Origin of the sequence: Peptostreptococcus russellii, from assembly GCF_003012055.1 — a bacterium.
GTDB lineage: Bacteria > Bacillota > Clostridia > Peptostreptococcales > Peptostreptococcaceae > Peptostreptococcus > Peptostreptococcus russellii.
Genome location: NZ_JYGE01000002.1, coordinates 106469 through 125200, shown reverse-complemented (window position 1 = coordinate 125200; position 18732 = coordinate 106469). Strand labels below are relative to the sequence as shown.

General features: G+C 38.2%; 12 protein-coding genes and 1 pseudogene. All 13 read right to left on the bottom strand.

The annotated features are described in order from the left end of the window. Positions 1-16 precede the first annotated feature (16 nt). Positions 17-373 carry an IS66 family insertion sequence element accessory protein TnpB gene (tnpB, locus tag UF10_RS01460; RefSeq protein ID WP_106776075.1) on the bottom strand — a complete coding sequence of 119 codons (357 nt, stop codon included), beginning with the start codon at positions 371-373 and terminating at the stop codon, positions 17-19. Further along, positions 363-719: an IS66 family insertion sequence element accessory protein TnpA gene (gene tnpA / locus UF10_RS01455; RefSeq protein WP_242969021.1), complete on the bottom strand. Its 357-nt coding sequence runs from the start codon at positions 717-719 to the stop codon at positions 363-365. The genes tnpB and tnpA overlap by 11 nt, the downstream gene beginning before the upstream one ends. Positions 720-929: 210 nt before the next feature. Beyond that, entirely contained in the window at positions 930-1676 is a 747-nt protein-coding gene (locus tag UF10_RS01450) for a hypothetical protein (protein ID WP_106776073.1), read from the bottom strand. After that, positions 1673-2539: a class C sortase gene (locus UF10_RS01445; RefSeq protein WP_106776072.1), complete on the bottom strand. Its 867-nt coding sequence runs from the start codon at positions 2537-2539 to the stop codon at positions 1673-1675. Before UF10_RS01445 ends, UF10_RS01450 begins: the two co-directional genes overlap by 4 nt. Before the next feature lie 104 nt (positions 2540-2643). After that, the gene (locus UF10_RS01440) at positions 2644-4209 is read right to left on the bottom strand and encodes a SpaH/EbpB family LPXTG-anchored major pilin (protein WP_106776071.1); all 1566 of its coding nucleotides are present in this window, start codon (positions 4207-4209) and stop codon (positions 2644-2646) included. A 5-nt stretch (positions 4210-4214) separates the two neighbouring features. After that, on the bottom strand, positions 4215-12413 hold the full coding sequence (locus tag UF10_RS01435) for a Cna B-type domain-containing protein (RefSeq protein ID WP_106776070.1): 8199 nt from the start codon (positions 12411-12413) through the stop codon (positions 4215-4217). 96 nt (positions 12414-12509) lie between these two features. Next, positions 12510-13340, bottom strand: coding sequence for a class B sortase (gene srtB / locus UF10_RS01430; RefSeq protein WP_106776069.1), 831 nt, complete (start codon positions 13338-13340; stop codon positions 12510-12512). Further along, a complete protein-coding gene (locus UF10_RS01425) occupies positions 13315-13911 on the bottom strand; it encodes a PAS domain-containing protein (RefSeq protein ID WP_170062418.1) in 597 nt (198 codons plus the stop codon). Before UF10_RS01425 ends, srtB begins: the two co-directional genes overlap by 26 nt. Positions 13912-14455: 544 nt before the next feature. Continuing rightward, positions 14456-16016, bottom strand: a pseudogene (locus tag UF10_RS01415) (IS3 family transposase); the annotation flags it as partial. Between the two features lie 61 nt (positions 16017-16077). Then, positions 16078-16206, bottom strand: a complete 129-nt coding sequence (locus UF10_RS09310) for a type I restriction-modification system subunit M N-terminal domain-containing protein (RefSeq protein WP_242969005.1) — start codon at positions 16204-16206, stop codon at positions 16078-16080. Between the two features lie 129 nt (positions 16207-16335). Continuing rightward, positions 16336-16464: a hypothetical protein gene (locus UF10_RS09390; RefSeq protein WP_278309084.1), complete on the bottom strand. Its 129-nt coding sequence runs from the start codon at positions 16462-16464 to the stop codon at positions 16336-16338. 39 nt (positions 16465-16503) lie between these two features. Further along, entirely contained in the window at positions 16504-16857 is a 354-nt protein-coding gene (locus UF10_RS01410) for a hypothetical protein (protein WP_106776067.1), read from the bottom strand. Continuing rightward, positions 16857-18524: an N-6 DNA methylase gene (locus UF10_RS01405; RefSeq protein WP_106776066.1), complete on the bottom strand. Its 1668-nt coding sequence runs from the start codon at positions 18522-18524 to the stop codon at positions 16857-16859. The genes UF10_RS01410 and UF10_RS01405 overlap by 1 nt, the downstream gene beginning before the upstream one ends. Positions 18525-18732 lie beyond the last annotated feature (208 nt).

The window sequence follows — 18732 nt, the reverse complement described above, 5'->3', positions numbered from 1 at the left end:
GAATATTTTCAACCACCTAGACTATCCTTTTAACATCTATCTTTTGAATGACTTTTTTCTGGTCAATTGATAATCCCTCTATTAACCATCTGTATTGTTGAGGGGTAATTTCTCTAACCTCTTCTGTGGTTCTAGGCCACTGAAATACCCCACCTTCTAATCTTTTGTAGAGAAGAAGAAATCCATCTCCTTCCCAAAGGAGGGCCTTTATCCTATCTCTTTTTCCTCCACAAAAAAGGAATAGTGCATTTTCAAATGGATTTAGATTAAAGTTTTGAGATACTATTGCAGAAAGACCATCTATGGATTTCCTCATATCAGTTTTACCGCAGGCAATGTATATTCGTATATCATTGGGAAATTTAATTTTCATGATTACTAATTAAATTAAGTATTAACCTCAATGTATTTGGATCTGCACCATTTAATACTTCAATCTCATTTCCATTTGACCTTAGGACTGCACAAGTACCTTGAGTGTTAGTTCTAAAATCACCATTACCTGACTTTATCTCTACAAATTGGCCTTGTCCTGTAACTGCCATGGTTCCTGCTTTAATTAGGGCTTCTTCTCTAATGACTCTTTGCCAGTAGTAGTATTTACCATGTGAGATATCATTTCTCCTACACCATTCTCTAATTGATAATCCGCTTTCATTTTGTTCTTTGATTAACTCCTGCCACTGAGCTTTAAGTATTTCATGTTTTGATGCTTTCATAGTGGTCAACCTATCATCTCCCTACAGTTTTAAAGTTGGCAAAGTACTTTGTTAACATTAGAAGTACTATGTAGGGATATTATCTCATGTTGCAAGATACTTTTAAACCCATGATATTATTGGACGCTTACTAAATACTATTATAGGGATATCATAGCGATATCCCTATAATTATACAATACATATATTATCAAACGCTTACCGTATACATTATTTTTCTTTTCGTTTTCTATAAAGTACAATAATTATCACAAGACTACTAATCGCAATCAAGACCCAGGGAATTATATTGGTTGTATCACCAGTCTTCACGATATCTATTATGTTCTGGATAGGAGCAGGTATATCCGGCTTCGTTGGAGTCGGCTCTGTTGGCGCTGGCTTATCTGAATTTGTCGGTGTAACAAGTGGCTTTGCAGGAGTAACCCATTCACCTTTTGGTTCTATCACTACATCATATTCTGTTTTTCCATTGATTTCAGATGGAATATTCACAAGGAATGGAGCGGATTCAAATTTATCTGTACCACATTCCACATTTCCAATTTGTACAAGAAGATAAATTCCTTCCTCTAACTCAGCAAAGCTTGCATGACCCAAGTCATCTGTTACTTGCGTTGTTCCGGAAATATTACTTTTTTTCGCATACTCAAATAAACGTTTCGCCTGTTTCTCTCTTGCTTCTGCACTTGTGTCTCCTAGCGACACGCCTGAATTCTCAAAACCGTTTTCCCAGATCCATTCATCGTTTTTCTTATATTGAATCGGAAATATTGCGAACTTTGCTCTGGAAAGAGTTACTTCTTCATCTGTATGATTTCTCCCCTTATAAATGATCTGAATACTTCCTTTTCTGGTTCCATCCTCAGCATGAACCGTTGAAACATCTATAAAACTACTGAAAAGAATAAGTATGACCATTAAAAGAAGGCGAACACTTTTTATCTTTTTTATCATCTTATTTTTCTCCTTTTTCTATCCCTCATACTGTACATTACAGTTATAATTAATCCTATGAAAATTACTATGATTGTTACAATCAACACTTTAGCAGTAAAGGATAATTCTGGTTTCACATCTACATCCGACTCCTGCTCCGTTGCTTCCTCATATGGTATCCGATATCCACGGACTAAAAGTCTGTGTGTATTAATCGCATATGGAGTGCAAGTGACAAGTGTTGCATAGTCTTTACCGGATTCGATGGCTAACGCATCTGTCTCTTCCGGTAAAACAGTCAAAATCTGATCTATCTGATATGCCAGAGTTTCATCTAAAACTTTAATATAGAATATATCCCCTTCTTCCAGCTTATCTATATTGGTAAAAAGTGTTTTGGTGGGCAGCCCTCTGTGGCCGGTCAATACCGTATGAGTACTTTCACCTCCAACCGGAAGGGACGTGCCCCAAAAATGGCCGACTCCCGCCTGCAGAACTGCTTCGCTTGTTCCATGATAAATAGGAAGTTCTATATTAATCTTGGGAATATGGATATATCCCATCATTCCTGTTCCATCCGGATTCAATAAACTCTGATACCGTTCATCAATTTCCGTATTCTCCTTTGAGGACGGATCAATAAGATCGATATTTCCTAACATTTCCTGATTGTATGCTCTCGCATCTTCCAACATTTGCTCTTTTTCTGTTTCGCTTAGCTTTATACTTTCCTCATCATAATAAGATACCACTTTGGAGCTATTCTTTTCATTCAGATAACTGCTCAACGTTGGATATAACAATACGGAGAATGCAACCAAAAGCACGATCAGACGAATGATATCATTTATTGTTATCTTATTTTTCTTCTTACTTTTCATTTCATTCCCCCTGTTGTTATACTTGGAATTGCGGTTACCTTCCGTGAAAGATAACCGCCCATTCCTTAAATACTAACTTATATCTTTAGTAAAAATTATTATACTTATTTTCTTTTATCACGGATATAGCTTACTGCAACACCAAATACCAGAAGAACTGCAATCACAGCAAATACAATAGTTCCACGTCCACCAATAAATGGAAGAAGAGAACCTGTGCTGTTTGCGATGTCGATGATTTTATCAGTTTCAACTGCTCCATCTTTGGAAATTGTCCAATTATTTACTTCTGTATCTGCGCTCTTTGTGATTTTAATTTCAATTGGAGCCGTCAACTTGTTGTAACCATCTGGAGCCTGTGTCTCTACCAAATAATAAGTTCCTTCTGCAAGACCATTGACGCGAAGGTTGTAACCTTCTCCAGTAATCTCTTCAACAGATTCAAATTCTGTAGTAGAAGATGTTGGATCTACTACATAGCTTCCTGCAACTGTTGTAGTTACTGGAGAAACTTTAATGGCTTTAGTGTCATCATTTGCATCCGCATCTGTTTTACTTGAATATAACTTAAACTTTGCACCTGCTAACTTTTCATCTGTACCTGCTTTTTTCTTTAAGATATCTAACGGATAGGTAGGTGTCTTTGCCTCACTCGGTGTTGTAGTTGTTGTTTCACCCGGTTGATTACCATACTCTAACTCAGCCTTGTTCTTTTCTGTTACAACTGCATCTTTATTTACCTTTGCATAATATATAACGGTGAATTCTTCTCCTTTGTTTGTCTGGTTAGCTCTTACCCATTCAGATAAATCAAGAGACATTTTTCTGTTGCCTTCACCGGAAAGTGCTGCTGTTGTAGGTGTTGTTCCTCCTACTGTAAGACTATTATCCGTAAATGCCACTGTTACATTAACTGTTGTAGCACCTGTTCCAAGAGCTGTTCCTGCTACATCATTTACAAAATCAAGACCTGTTGATAATTCATCGTGGATTTTGTATACATATTCTGCATATCCTGTTGTATCCGGAATAGAACCTGTTACGGTATATTTCACTACTTGTCCGATATTTACAGTCTCTTTGTCAGCTTTTTTCTCAATGCTTGGTGCTTCTGTTTTTAAGCTTACTGTATTTGTTGTAGCATCTACTGTAACTAAAGAAGACTGAATTTCTTTGCCGCCTGTTACATACACAAGATAATAACCTGTATCTAAACCTGTAAACTCATGAGATGTTTTGCTCTCTGTGATTTTTCCAGAGGTAGCTGTTGCTGCCAAACTATTCGTCAACGCATACGTTGTAAAATTGTTTGCAAAGTTCTGTACTTCTGCAGAATCATTGCTGCCGATAGCACGAACAGCTGATACAAATTCCTCATTCGTAGAGGATGCTGTAAGTGGTGAACCTAATACAGATAACAGTGCATCTTTATACCCAGTTGCTGTATTCACTGTGTATGCATAGTTTATTGTTTCTCCACTTTCTGACTCTGTCACATCAAATAATTTGTACAGATTAATTGTCTGACCATTCAAATCCTGTGCGGGTGTTGTTGATTTCACATTAACTGTAAGTGTGTTTGTTCCTTCTGCGGCAAATGCAGTGATTGTCATTGCCATTGTCATCATTGCTGCCAGCAGCATTGCCATGATTTTTTTCATTCTCTTCATGCCAGTTACCTCCTTTTCTTTGAAACTTCTTTTGTTTTATAGTATTTCAGCTTTTTGTTTTCCTTGCATTTTTTATATCTCATGATGAAATATAACAGGAAAAGCAGAATAGCTATCAGATAAATAAAATATCTTCCATATCCTCCGGTATTCGGAAGACTTGAGAAATGTCTGTTGTTGGTTATCGTGAAGGTAAATCCATCCTCCGATTTCTTTATCGTCGTCGTATAACCAACTATCTCCGCTTCGGTAACGGAATACGTGTAATAATATATGTTATCTCCATCTGTCTTATATGCCGGGAGTTCTTTTATCACCTCCTGCCATTTAGATTTATCGCTGGAACCTTTTATAGTGTAACTCTCGTAACCTAGTACTATTTCTGTTTTTTCATTTCCTGCCTTGTCTGTCCAGGTACGTGATATTGTTACCGTAATATTGTCTGGTCGTTTTTTATCAAAATTGTTAAAATCCTTCCAGATCTTATTGATCGTCAACTTGATGTGCTTATCACATGGATCCTGTGACTCGGACGGTTCCGGAGTATCACTTTCTCCTGTGTTCAATGTTGTTTTAGTATCTGCCATCAATACTGCTTTCGCTGACGATTCATATGCTTTCAGTTCTGCTGTTGTAGACGATGTATCATCTGTCAGCTTTGCATTTTGCAAAGTATCATAGCTTTTTACCGAATTCATATGTCCCAGCGTGTAAATATCCCACCCACTGGAAGCATCTTTTTCATAGCTGAGATTCAATTTTTCTGAATTCTTTTTGATCTGATCCAGTGCCGTATCCAGTTTTCTGTAAATACGGTAGTTGTTCTGCTCTCCTTCGACCTTCTCTTTTGTATTGAAAGAATAGGAAGAACTTAAGCTGCTTTCTCCGCTAAATGGTCCGACCAGTTTTGATGTTCCCCGAACCACATCACAGTAGTACATATTGTTGTTCTGAAGAAGACCTTCGTTATTGAATCCAACAAAGCCGCCGCTTCGTCCATCTTCTGCAGAACCATCTTTATCATTTCCGGCTCCACCGGCATAGACATCATATCCATAGCTGATACCATAGACATTACTGTCCGTGATTTTCGTTCGGTTTGCTTTGATCAGACTGATACTGATATTTGACTTTGTATCATCATCCTGTTTGATTCCATTGGAATCACATGGAAGCTTGATCGTGGAATCTCCGATTTTAATAATCGCAAAATCTGTCTGCTGTTGATTCTCTATAGAAGCCTTGGATAAGCCCACCGATATTTTTAATCCAAGCAGATTGACACTCAATAAATCGCCTTCATAGGCTGCCTTGATCTGAATAATTCCCAGATTAATATTCAATAGATTTGCTGCCTCAAGCTTATCCAGATAAAGTGCTTTCACCAGTTGATTTAAAATGGTAAGCAATGCATTCACTAATGTGGAATCCAAATCTATATTTCCAAGGTATTCGTAGCTTGTTCTTCCGGCAAAGCCTCCGGCTGTTCCTCCGGATGCAACCTGTTTGAGCCCGTTTGCCTGAATATTACTATCTCCGGCAATACATCCTGACATCCTCGCCAGATTCGCATAGCCGATAAAACCTCCGGCAATCTCTTCCTCACCTCCACTGCTCTGTACGGTATAACCGCCATCCACTCCGGCTACACCGCTGTCCTCAATATGTGAACCAAATACATCCAGGACACCTGCTGCTCCTCCAAGAAGTTGCCATTGATTGCTACCCAGAACATCGATTTTGTTTAGATCCACAACACCACTTTTTCCGGAATAACCGATAAAGCCTCCGCTACTATTTAAGCCGGTTACATTAGAAAGCTTTGTAACACTGCTGTTTTTTACAGAGCTGTTTAATAAAGAGCCTCCAAAGCCTCCGGCTGTTCCGCTGTATGTCACCGCGTCATTCTGCCCGCTTTTCACGGCTGTATGTGCACTTACACTTAAGCCGGCATCCGCACTTCCGCTTACGGATCCGTCATATACATAAGTACGGAATGCATCCAAGACATCGGTACGCCCAAGCTGAAGCAGATATTTGAATAATTCTGTCTCTGTCTTCCCCGAAACCTGCACTCCGGCATCGACATCCGCTATTCCAAAGAAGCCTCCGGCATATTCCCCGGCAATAACAGAACGGATTCCCTGTGCAGAAATTCCCGCTTCCTTGGTATCTTTTTCCCCAAGTACAGTTCCGACAAGACTTCCAGCAAATCCTCCGGCTGCTTTTGCATAGGAAGTGTTGCTGCTTCCACCCGAATAAACTCCATTTACGATAATTCCCCAGTCATCCCAGGAAATAACATCTGCATAGCGGATCGTTGCTACAGTGGCATCCATGACTTTTATAAAATCTGCAGGAGTATCCAGCAGTTGATTTAATAATTTGCTTAAAAATAATCCTTCACCAGCAGTTGGATCCACTGTTGCTACACTTCCCGGTCTTGAGCTTCCGACAAATCCACCAACATAGCTTCTTCCGTCAACTCGTCTCAGCTTTGTAACCTGACAGTGCGTATCGTTTTCGCCCCAGATCTGTCCACCGATCAGCTTTCCTACATAACCTCCTGCATAACCACAGGCATCCTTGGCATTGATTCCTTCTGACTGGACAATTAATCCACTCTGGTAACCTTCTACCGAAGATTTCTTGATCACCGGCACAAATACGTTAAGTACCTGCAGCATTTGTCCTAATTGCAGATCAAGACCAAGGATATCAGCACCACCAAGATCTGCTGCTCCGCCATTTATCATTTCTCCGGCAAAGCCTCCAGCGCATCGGATTCCTTTAATCGTCTTCGCCTGATAAGCCTGTCCATTTGTAATGGTTCCTGTCTGCATGGAGCCAACATAGCCACCGGCTGCTCCACCATTTGCCAGTTTTATCTCATCCCGGTAATTCACTCTTCCTGCTACGACATTGTATCCGTAAGCATACTTCCCAATGATTGTATCCAGTTCTGCCTGGCTGTTCACTTTTCCATGCGAGGCAAGGTCACTTCCGTAACCGCCGTATTTCCCGACAAACTCTACCCATTTGTTCCAGGTCTCATAGTCCATCAGAGCAAGCGGTCCGTAAACTGCCGTATTTTCTTCTGTCGGATAGACAACGCTGAGAGCTCCTAGAATATTATCTACTTTTACCAGTCCCCACAATAAGGACAGGTTTCCGGTACTTGCCGTATCGGCTGACTCCATCAGTCCTGTAAATCCACCGGCAATTTCTTCTCCGTATACTGATCGGATCCGAACTGCCTTACAGGTACTGAGCGGTCCGGCATATTCTTTACCTTTCCATTTCTTTGTACTATTTCCCCAAATGTGACCGCCTTCATTATGTCCTGCATAACCTCCGGCCATGCCTCGTTGTACCTGTGTTGTGGAATCCGCATCTGCCCGAACTGCACCACCGCAGGGAATACACGTTGTGGAACTGTTTCTGATCGTTGGTACAAAGTCTTCTGCAAGAGATGCTAATGCACTTTCTACATTCACAAGTCCGCCTAAAATACTTGCGTCTCCAAGGACATTTGCTACATTTCCCGGTTCCAGATCTCCCACGTAACCACCAGCAGTAATCTGGCCAATGATATAAGAGAAGTTATTTGCGTTGGAATCCTGAATGTGTCCACCAGAAATCTTTCCGGCAAATCCTCCTGCATCTCCAAGAACATCATTCGCCGACGCATCCGAAGCAGTATTTTTCCAGGATGCTTTTACTGCAAAACCTCCAACATTTCCTGTAACATTGGAGTGTTCAATTGTAGAAACAACGACGTTTAATGCATCCAGCACATTGTTGATTCCTATTGCTGTTCCAATAATACTTAAACCTTTTCCAACGGAAGCTGCGGAACCAATATTCATATAGCCAATATATCCACCTGCATATCTGGCACCGGTTACTGCATACTGGCTCTTTACATCATCAAAATAGTTTGAGCCATCTGTAGATTCCAAACCTTGCTCAGGCTCTGTGACATCTGTATGTTTCAAATTCGTAACATCACAATAGCTTACCTGAACACCACTTCCGTAACCAATAAATCCTCCGGCACTTCCGGAGTAGCTGTCCTCTGATTTTATTTTATTTGCAGTAACGGTAAAACCATTGTCCGACTTGATCCCTGCATACTGTACATATGGGATGTAGGCATTGATCAGGTTCAGCAAATCGCCAACGTTAATATTCAGCCCCTTAAGATCTCCAAGAATACTGATTCCGCCTCCGGCATCCGCCAATGCACCGGAGTAAACATTTCCTCCGAAGCCTCCGGCATAAGACTGTCCGTTTACATGGTCCAGATTGTATACAGAATAATAATTACCTTCTCCTGCATCCTGATTGTTGACGGTTCCACTCTGAAAACTTCCGACAAAACCACCAGCTGTATCTGCTGAAACTCCGCCTCCATTAATATAGGTAACGGTACACATAGTGTAGGAAGGAATCAGATATTTCACTGCTGTCAGTAATCCGTTGATATCTAATATACTTGTCTTTTTATCTATCCAGACATCCAGGTCATCAGCAGATGCCACATCCGCAAGACCTCCCGTCTGTGAGGTTCCAATAAATCCACCGGCAAAGCCATCGGTATCATTAGCTGATACTTCTTTCAGATTTTTCACATCCGACAGATTGATTTCACAGCTGTTACTCTTTCCGATGAATCCACCAGCCACATAATCTGCTGCTCCTCCATCTGAATTCGTTCCTGTTGCTGTTACAGTCAATCCGTCTGTCGTATTCGTCTGATAACCGATCACATGGGCATCTGTTATCTTAACGCGGACCCATTCTCCGGTTTTCAATAAATTTTTAACCTGTAATAAATTATTGAGTCCTAACAGATTCAGTGTAAGGCCTCCTGCTCCCGCCAGATCTCCAGGACCTGCACAGCCGACAAAGCCTCCGACTCTGTTTTTGGCGGTGACAGACTTTAATCGTTCTAAAGTAACAGTCTCTATATCTCCGCCAACTGCCTCACCAAGTGCGCCGCCGGCATAATTTTCTCCGGCTTCTACGGTATATCCGGTATCTATTCCTGTAACAGTTACATGATGGACGGTAAATCCCAGAAAGTTTCCGATTCCCAGTGTACCATTCAAAAGTCCTGTAATGCTCGCTGTCGTTACACTTCCTGCAATTCCACCAACACGATTTTCCCCTGCCCTTACTGTCTGCAATCCGGTAACCACGTTGTCTCTTTGTGATACGATTCCTGTGTCTAACACTTCGTATTTCCAATAGGAAAGCTTAGTCAAATAATCCACACTGGATTCCGCAAGATAGACACCATCGCCACCACCCAGAATACCACCTGCATAGCTTTTTCCAGCTTCTACTGAGATTGCCGAGCAATTCATATTGCATCCAAGGATTGCAGATGGTGCGATACCAGTAAGGGAAAGCAGCATTCCTGCCTTTTCAGAATCACTGGACAAAAGTTCTGTAAGCAATTCTCCTACTGTCTTTAAGAGACTTGGATCAGATACTTCATCTTTTCCAAGGTTAGTAACCCAACCGACGGTTGCCGTACCAACAGCTCCTCCTGCATAGCTGCCTGTTGCTTTCACTGAAATACTTCCGCTTGCACCACAATTGATCGCGTAACTGTTTGTCAGAGCACCTGTAATGCCGCCTTGATAATTCTCACCTGCGACAGTAGTATTGCAGTCTGTAAGGTCACAACCCATCAGCAGACTTTGCGGCTGCATTACACGGATCAGGTCAATTCCTATTTCTGTTAGAGTTCCTTTGATATCGGCATCTCTGCCAATTCCGGCAAAGCCTCCGCCATATTCCTTGGTATTAACGGTATAAGTACTGTTTTTTACCGAGCAGTCAAATACTTTGGTTCCAACCAGTTGTCCGGCAAATCCTCCGGCAAAATTCTTATCTATATTTCCGATTGTTCCAGTCAGACCATCTACATGACAGTTTTGTATGGTGACATTTTTGTATCCAGTCGGAATCAGGCTGCTAACATCCAGTGCATTATTCAAAAGAATTGTGATCAGATCGCCAAGTCCAAGTCCAGGTATCGCATTTAATAAGGAAGACAGGATATCTACAGTCAGACCCAAAGCTTCTGATAATCCCTCATACTGAGTGACACCTTCCGCATATCCGACAAATCCGCCTGTCCGTTCATTGATATTTGAAACTGAGATGCTTCCTGTTACATCACAGTTCTCAATAACAACGTCACCGACTACTCTTCCTGCAAAAGCTCCCGTCGCATAGAGCGTTGGATCTGTTGCTCTGGCATTCAACAGGGCTGATAAAACATCTTTTAGACTTAATTGCACCTGACCAATAGTCAAAATACCTACCAGTACATCAACAACACTTCCAACCAGCCATCCTAGTCCGGATGTTAACCCACTGAGTAATGTCTGTGTGTTTTTGTGTTTATTCGTATTATTTTTAACATCCACATTTTTTAATTCAATGTTGGATACTTTTACCGTTCCTGCACTGATACCGACATTATTTACGTTGATCTCGTTTGTTATCGTTCCGAAGAAACCGACTCCCATATACTTCGTACTATCCATTTCCTCAGTCTGATTTATATTAATATTGGAGATCACAGGTCTTCCGGTTGCCAGAATCGAATTCCCATCTGTGAGTATCGTCTGTCCTTCCGCTAACTTTGCACCGATGATATCACCCGATACCCTGAGTGGAGTCCAGCGATCATCTTCTTTATTGGAATTTATTCCTTCTTTTGATAAATCAATATCACGGAAAATAATATAATTCGCGTTGGAGGAATATTTCAGACCACCGTATTCTTGCTTTAACTTCGTCAAGCTTGCTGTTTCATTGTCAGGTAACCCTTGGTCGTTAACGCCACACAAACTACCAGTTCCTACTGTAAGACCGCCCAATAATGTTCCTAACAGTCCTCCTACTCCCTCCAACAGCCCTGTAACAATACCATTGCTTGTCAAATCGACATCTGCCAGCTTATACTTACCATTATCTTTATAATATAGATAAGAATTATCACCTATTACTGAATCTGGCTTTTGCCCGGTTATTGTCCAATGTGTTGTTGCACCTTCTGTTGCAACAGCATCAAGTCCAAGATCCGCATCACCTGGATAGTATGGTGTGTAGAAAGGTTCCCCACCAAATAATCCACTTACCAACCCTGGGCTGTAATAGACATATAGTCTCGGAGTCACGCTCTTATTGCTTCCAATCGCCCGCAGCTGTGACTCATTTCCAATCAAAATATATTTCTTACCGGAAACTTCAACATATAACTGTCCCGGTTTTGTTCTTCCGTCAGCATGCTCACCATCCAGCCATTGAACTCCAGTCGCCGTTTTTTCTGTCAACTGATCTGCCACCAGTTCCGGTTTATCCGAATTAAATTTCTGCGACAGTACATACTTATGTGACTTGGCATAAGTCAGATACTCCTGATCCTCTCCATCCGGATAGATCATCTGTCCCATACCAAACTGCGGTGCATCATAGTCCAACGACATGACTGGTTCAGTTTCAGACTCTTCCTGAGCAAGTACCATTAACTGATATGGATTATATAGGTAGATCGTATCCGTATCTTTGTCGTACAGAGTAGGTATTTCATTTTCTTCTATTTCTGTCCCTGTAATCGTTCCGGTAAAGGAATCTGGCACTGTCCAGATCTGTTTAGAGCTTATCTGAATGTCATTCATCAAACTGTACTGAGCATCTGCTCCGTATTTCAGCTCTGTGCCTTCACTCTTTACTACCTCTCCAGACCCGATTTCTCCATCCTTATCACCGGTATATATATAGGCATCTGAACCGATCTGCTTTAATTGATCATAATTATAAATGCATATCTTGTCATCCTTATAATACGTATCTATATTCTCTGTCGTCTCTGCTTTTATGCCTTCTTCAGATGTTTTTACCTCATCTTTTTTTGATTCTGTATCTTTATTTATATCGGGTACCTTTACATCGGTATTATCCAGTTCTTCATTTGTTTTCTCCGAAGGAGCGGCAGTAAATTCTATGTCTGCATTTCCTTCATGCTCCATATCATCCTCATAAGAAACTGTAACCTGATCAGTGTTGCTATCCGATATCTGTAAATCTGCAGCATACACAATATGCACCTGCGAAAACAAGATAGCCACGCATAATATTGTTGCAATCATTCTGTTTTTGATTTTTCTTTTTTTCTTCATAAACAAACTCCCTAATTTATACTTTTATTGCAATCGCATTCCCGATGATCTTCCCATTATATTTCTTTATCCTATACTCATTTTATGAAACGAAACTTAATCCTGCATAAACGGATTAAGTTTCGTTTCATATACCGGCTGGCATATAAGAACCATCCGCTCCAATAACCCATTTCCTGTACAGGTAGACAGTGTAATCATTGGAAGATCTACATTGTAACCATTACCGGTATCATATATAGACATAGACGCTTCTTTTGTCACGTGCTCAGCATATCTGTCTCCAAACTCCACTGTATATGTTTCAGATGCATCCGTAGCTTTATGCACAGATATGATCCGGTATTTTCTCTCCCAGTACGGTGTGAACAGCCAAACTTCCTTATGATCTTCATAAAATGCTGCTTCCTTATATTTATTGATCACTGCAAACATACTGCCATTCTTCATGTTATGTCCGTAAAGAACTGTGTTATAGTCGGAAAAATCCATGCGGTTATACGCATTCATAAAAATTGTTCCGCAGGAATTCTTTTTTCCATCAAAAGCCCTTTTTAAATAATACTGATTATCCTTGGTCTGTACGATCGGATAATCCACCACTGTACCCGGAATCTTCACCCACGCAACAACATCCGGATTTATCGCCCGCAGGCTTTTCCAGTCAATGTAATACGTCTGATCTTTAACAGCATCCGGCAATGTTTCATCCACTAGAGTAATATATTGCTGAAGATCACCATAGGTCTCTTCCGCTTTGAAATAATCAAGCGTTCCATACCAGATACCCGCCCCTGAAAGCAGGATACAGAAGACACATATTCCAATAATAACCTTATCCATTGTTCCAAAGATGCAGCTTCGAACCGCCTTTGATTTTTGATATCTATTATTTTTTTTATTACCCATCTTGTCTATGTTTACCATCAATAATTTTGTCGGAAATCTCTTTTTCTTTTAACTTATACGGCTTTCGCAATTTCCATATTAAATACCTGCAACAGTAAGTATTTAATAACCGACCAATCTTTTCATAGGAAGAAATATATGAGCGCAATTCCCTTTCGCCTAAAAGTCCACTGATATTATCTGCTTTCGGGGTATTTCCTATTTCATTCACACATCCTATAAGATAATGAGGTTTTCCATCTTTATCATCAACGACTTTTCCACGACAATTAATCCATACTGGCATTCCGTTTTTATCAAGCCATCTGTAATACAGATTATGATCCTTTTCTTTTCCTTCTATTATATGCTGTAAATCTTCCGCGATCATAGAGCGGTCTTCTTTATATACAAAAAGCTGAAAACTGTTGACTGCATCATCAAAAGAATTACCTGACATCATAAAACTATCCACTGCTATCTGTGAAATTCTGAAAGTGTTTTTCTGCAAATTCATAATGTAAAGATAATCATCCATACTTGGTGCAAATAATTCTATTAAATCTTCTGCAGCTATTTCATTAACCAATTTGCGTATGCCTGTATCCATAATGTAAGTCCCTTTCTGTATATATATGACATCCTTAGACATCTATATCATTTTATTCTGCAACTTTAAATTTCCTGATCATTTCACGCAGACTTTCTGCTTCGCTACTTATTTCCTGACTGAAAGCTACACATTTCTCAAATGTTACTGCATTTGACTGTACAACATTATTTATCTGTTCAATTCCCTGATTTATTTCCTTTACTGTTATTTTGCCCTTTTTATATCAAAGTTTTTCTTCAAAGTCAATAAATTTCAGTCATCGTTCTTATTTTCTATTTTTCACACAAATTTCTTATGCCACCACCCCGAAAATCCATCACTTTTACCATATTTTTAGTGTTTATACTGCTAATTATTGTTGCTTCACAAATTGGCAAGCAGTGCCCCCGTACGTACACGGGCGCATTTTGCTTGTTGGAGGCACATCCCCAATCCCCTTAGAATGTCATCTTCGATGCCAAGCCGCGCCCTCACTTCGTGAGTGCTGATACATTCCTGCTCTGCCGGAATATAAAAAAAAGAAATTGCTTCTGTGTAATAAGCCATTTTCTTCCTCCTCGTCAATAGGGTTAAGCGATACATATTCAGGTAATGTCCAGTCTCTGATGCCTTTTGACCATCTTTCTGGATGTTTTGCTTTGGCTTTTTCATAGGTTTGTTGGCGCTTTCTCATAATTTCTTTATCTAGGCCATAGTGTCTTTGGTATGGAGTTATGAATTTGATTCCGCTGTGCAGATGGATTTTGTTATACCAATTTACAAACTTTTCTACCCAAATTCTAGCTTCTTCTAGGCCTCTAAAGCCTTTGAAGGGATATTTAGGTCTATATTTCATTGTTTTGAAAAGTGCTTCTGAGTAAGGATTATCATTGCTTACTCTGGGTCTTGAAAAGGAACTCTGCACTCCTAGTTTTTCCAGTGTAGCCTGGAAGGTTGCTGCCTTCATAGGACTGCCATTGTCTGAATGTAATACCAATGGCTTCCCTGCTGTTCCTTGTGATAATGTGGCCTTCCTAATTAGATACTCTGCATGTTCAGCTTTTTCTTCTTCCCAAACTTCATAAGCCACTATTAGTCTGCTGAACATGTCTATTATTAAATAAAGCTTGTAAAACTGTCCTTTGATAAATCCATTTAACCAGGTTATATCCCAAGTCCAAACTTCATTTGGGGCTGTTGCTATATGTGTTGGCGGTTCCCTTTTTACTGGTGGCTGGTTCTGCCCCTGTGAGCATTCATTTTTTCTTCCCTTAGAATTTTATAGATTGTTGATTCTGATGCTAAATATTTACCTTCATCGACCAATTTAGGTACTATTTGTGATGGTGCTAAATCAGCATATTCAGGGTTATTGACTACTTTAATTATTTCTTTTCTTTCTGCTTCGGTTAGTTTGTTTTTAGGGGTTGGCCTTTCTATTAATGGCCTTTGGTCTTTCTTTATTTTATCTTCACTGATGCCCTGTGCAGTCCATCTTTGATAAGTTCTCTCACTGATGTTTAGTTCATCACAGGCGGGTTTCAATCTAGCACCATTTTCCCTTGCTTCATTGATCAGCATTACTGCTGTTACGCGATCTGAGTCGCTGATCATTCTTCCTCGGGGTCCCCCCAAATCGCGTTTGCTTTTTTTCTTAATACTAGTAATGCAGCTGTTTCAGCTAATGCCTTATCTTTACGCCTAAGTTCTCTCTCCAGTTCTTTATTTAAATCCTTTTCAGCCTTTAAAGATTCTTTAAGTTCCTTTGGATCTTCTTTTGCTTCTTCATTAGCCTTAAGGCATTGATTTCTCCACATTTTCACTTCATCAACATAAATTCCTTTTCTTCTGCAGTATTCTGCTAGTTCTGTTTCTGAAAAGGTTGATGTTTCAAGTACTACATGAAATTTATCTTCTGAAGTCCATTTGCTGGTAACTTTATGATTAATTGAAACTTTCATATTATCTGCTTCAGCTTTCTTAATCCATTGATATATGGTGGGTCTAGGAACCCCTAATTCATCAGAAAGACTTGTTATTGTATTATTAGGTTCTTCTAATTTTTGAAGAACAGAGGTTTTAAATTCTTCGGTATAGCTTCTTTTCTTTTTAGTTTTAGACATAATCATTCTCCTTAGGTTATTGTCATATTTCTATTATACATTATTTTTTTCTATACGACAACTATCCTAACACATAGGGATATTCATGAGGTTTATAAAGTCCTCTAAGTATATCTGCTATATTCCAAATCATATTTGCTTTTTGTTGTACATTTATTCCTGTTTGCTTATATCTATTTCTTTCATTCATATATAAATAACCTCCTATATTATTAACTCTATTTTATCAAAACTATTGTCTTTTAGGTATTTATCTTGGGAAATAAAATTAAATAAGTAAATATTTTGTAAGTTTTTATTCTAAAAATTTCCTAGCATGTTAATTTGTATCTAAATAATTAGATTCTATCTCTTTGATTACAGCCTCTTTAAGGTTTGTTTTAGTAACTTTTAAATTACCTTCTACACCAAGCCTTACAATTTTAGGAAAACCCTCTTCCTGCTCCATTCTTGAAATAATGCTTGAATAATCACCCTTATCTTGTGTTTAATGGGGCATTGGTCCTACGAAAATTAGTCTTACTGAATAATCATGTTGAAATCTATTGAAATTATAAGTCTTAAACTCATTATATCCTTTTACTATTTTTACTCTATTAACATCTATACTTAAGTCTTTAAATATTTGATAGACAATATTATCTTTAATACTCAAATCTCCTAATATATAAATATCACCATTAGGCTGGAAATTATCTATCTCTGGAGTTAATTCCTCAAGCCCTATTGATTTTAGATAAGCTCTCAACTCACTAATGGATCTAGCACTAATAATCCTTTTCATTACTATTTTTGTTGCATCAGAAGCAATATCGATTTTCAACTCATTATCCAGAAGCATTATATACCTCCTTCAAATATGTTCAATCTTTCTTTTGCTATTTCTTCAGCTCTTTTCTTAATGGCTTTAAATTCCGAATTTAATAGGACAAAATTCTCTCCAATCTCAATTTGTTTCTCCATACTAATTTTGGGAATTTTAACTTTTTCAAGATCCCTTATACTAATTGTTTTCATGGTAGAGCCCTTAGCATATTTTTCTATTTCTTTTAAACCTATTCTACTTTGCAAATAGGCTGTCAAAAAATCTTTATTGATTTTATCTTCATTAATTTCTAAAAAGAATAAATTCCCATTGGCCAGCACTTTTGTTTTAAGCTTATCAACTGAACCTATTTTAAAAGGTGATAATCTAGAAATTATGATAGAATTATCCTTTAATAAATATCTTTCATAAGTTTCATCTAAATCTTTTAAATATGGTAAGTTTTCATCTAATATGCCATCTTGAAAGTTTTGCAGCATCAAGTATTGATAATTTGTTGGCTGAACTGATGTCATCTCATCTAAGTCTTTCTTGCTAATAGTGTGACCCCTATTAATGGATTTAACTACATCTTTTAATTCTATACTTTCCTCAAAAGGAAATTCTGGCATTGTATATCTTAATGGATCAAGGGTAAAATCCTCTTCTTCTAATTTCTTATCTTCCACGGTCTTGCTAATATTAGAATCCTCTCCTAATGCACTTATAATTTTCTCAATATGTTTCTTTTCCATTGTATGCCTATATTTACTATCTGAATAAAGATTTGTTGCATCAACAAATCTTATACTTTCATTATTATGACTAAATACAACTAGGTATATAGGAACAGCTGTATAGGCTAATAAGTTGCTAGGCAATGCTATAACTGCTTCAACCTTTCCTTCATCAATCAATATTTTTCTTACATCTTGATGAATATCACTATAAAGAGGATTTCCATTTACAAGCATTACAAACTTCTCATATCCCGTATTTTCAATAATATCTAGGGCAAAAACCCAAGATGAATCAATAAATTTAATATGGTTTTTGTAAGTTGACTTATCAAATTTTAATTTTAAAACATCTTCTAATTTTTTCCCTGACATTTTCAAATTCATAGGCATATTCATAAAAACTTTATTAGCATTAAATTTTTTTAAATCATAGGTAAAGACATCCTTATGCATCATCTTTTCTACTGACAAATCAAATAGGTCAAGTAAAATGCATGATAGCATATAATTCTCTGGATTGATTTCAATCCCGGAAATATTAGATATTTTAGATGCTTCTAGCAATGTTGTCCCAACTCCTGAGCCCACATCTAATAATCTATCTTCTTTCTCTAAGTTTAAAAGCTCTAAGGATAAATCAATAATTGACTTTACTGTAGTATTTTCTCCTTCTCCTCTTCTACCAGTAAACTCAGAAAGTTCTGCAATAATTTCAATAATTTCATCCAATGTGAAATCTTTAAGATTATCAAATCCTTTTCTATAATTATTATCCCCTTCATAAATAGCTCTTAAATTATATTTAATATTTTCATCTTCAAATTTTTCTAGGATTTGATCAAAAGAGTGGGTTTCTAACTTTCTACTTAAATAATAATTAATTACAAATTCAAAAATATAATTTCCTGCACTTGCTTTTTCTCTTAGAATATTTATTACTTCATTAACATTTTCATTTCCCATACAATTCCCTCCTAAATTTAGTTAAATAGAATAAACTTTTTGATTATGGTTTAACTATACCATAATACGAAATGGTTGTCAATGGTTTACTTAAACCATTTCTGTTTTGTCTTTTATAGATAAGTAAATATAATTCTATTTACTAGTATGTCAATATTTATTTTAAACCTGTTACGGTATATCTCCGTATCAGTTTATATCCACTTTT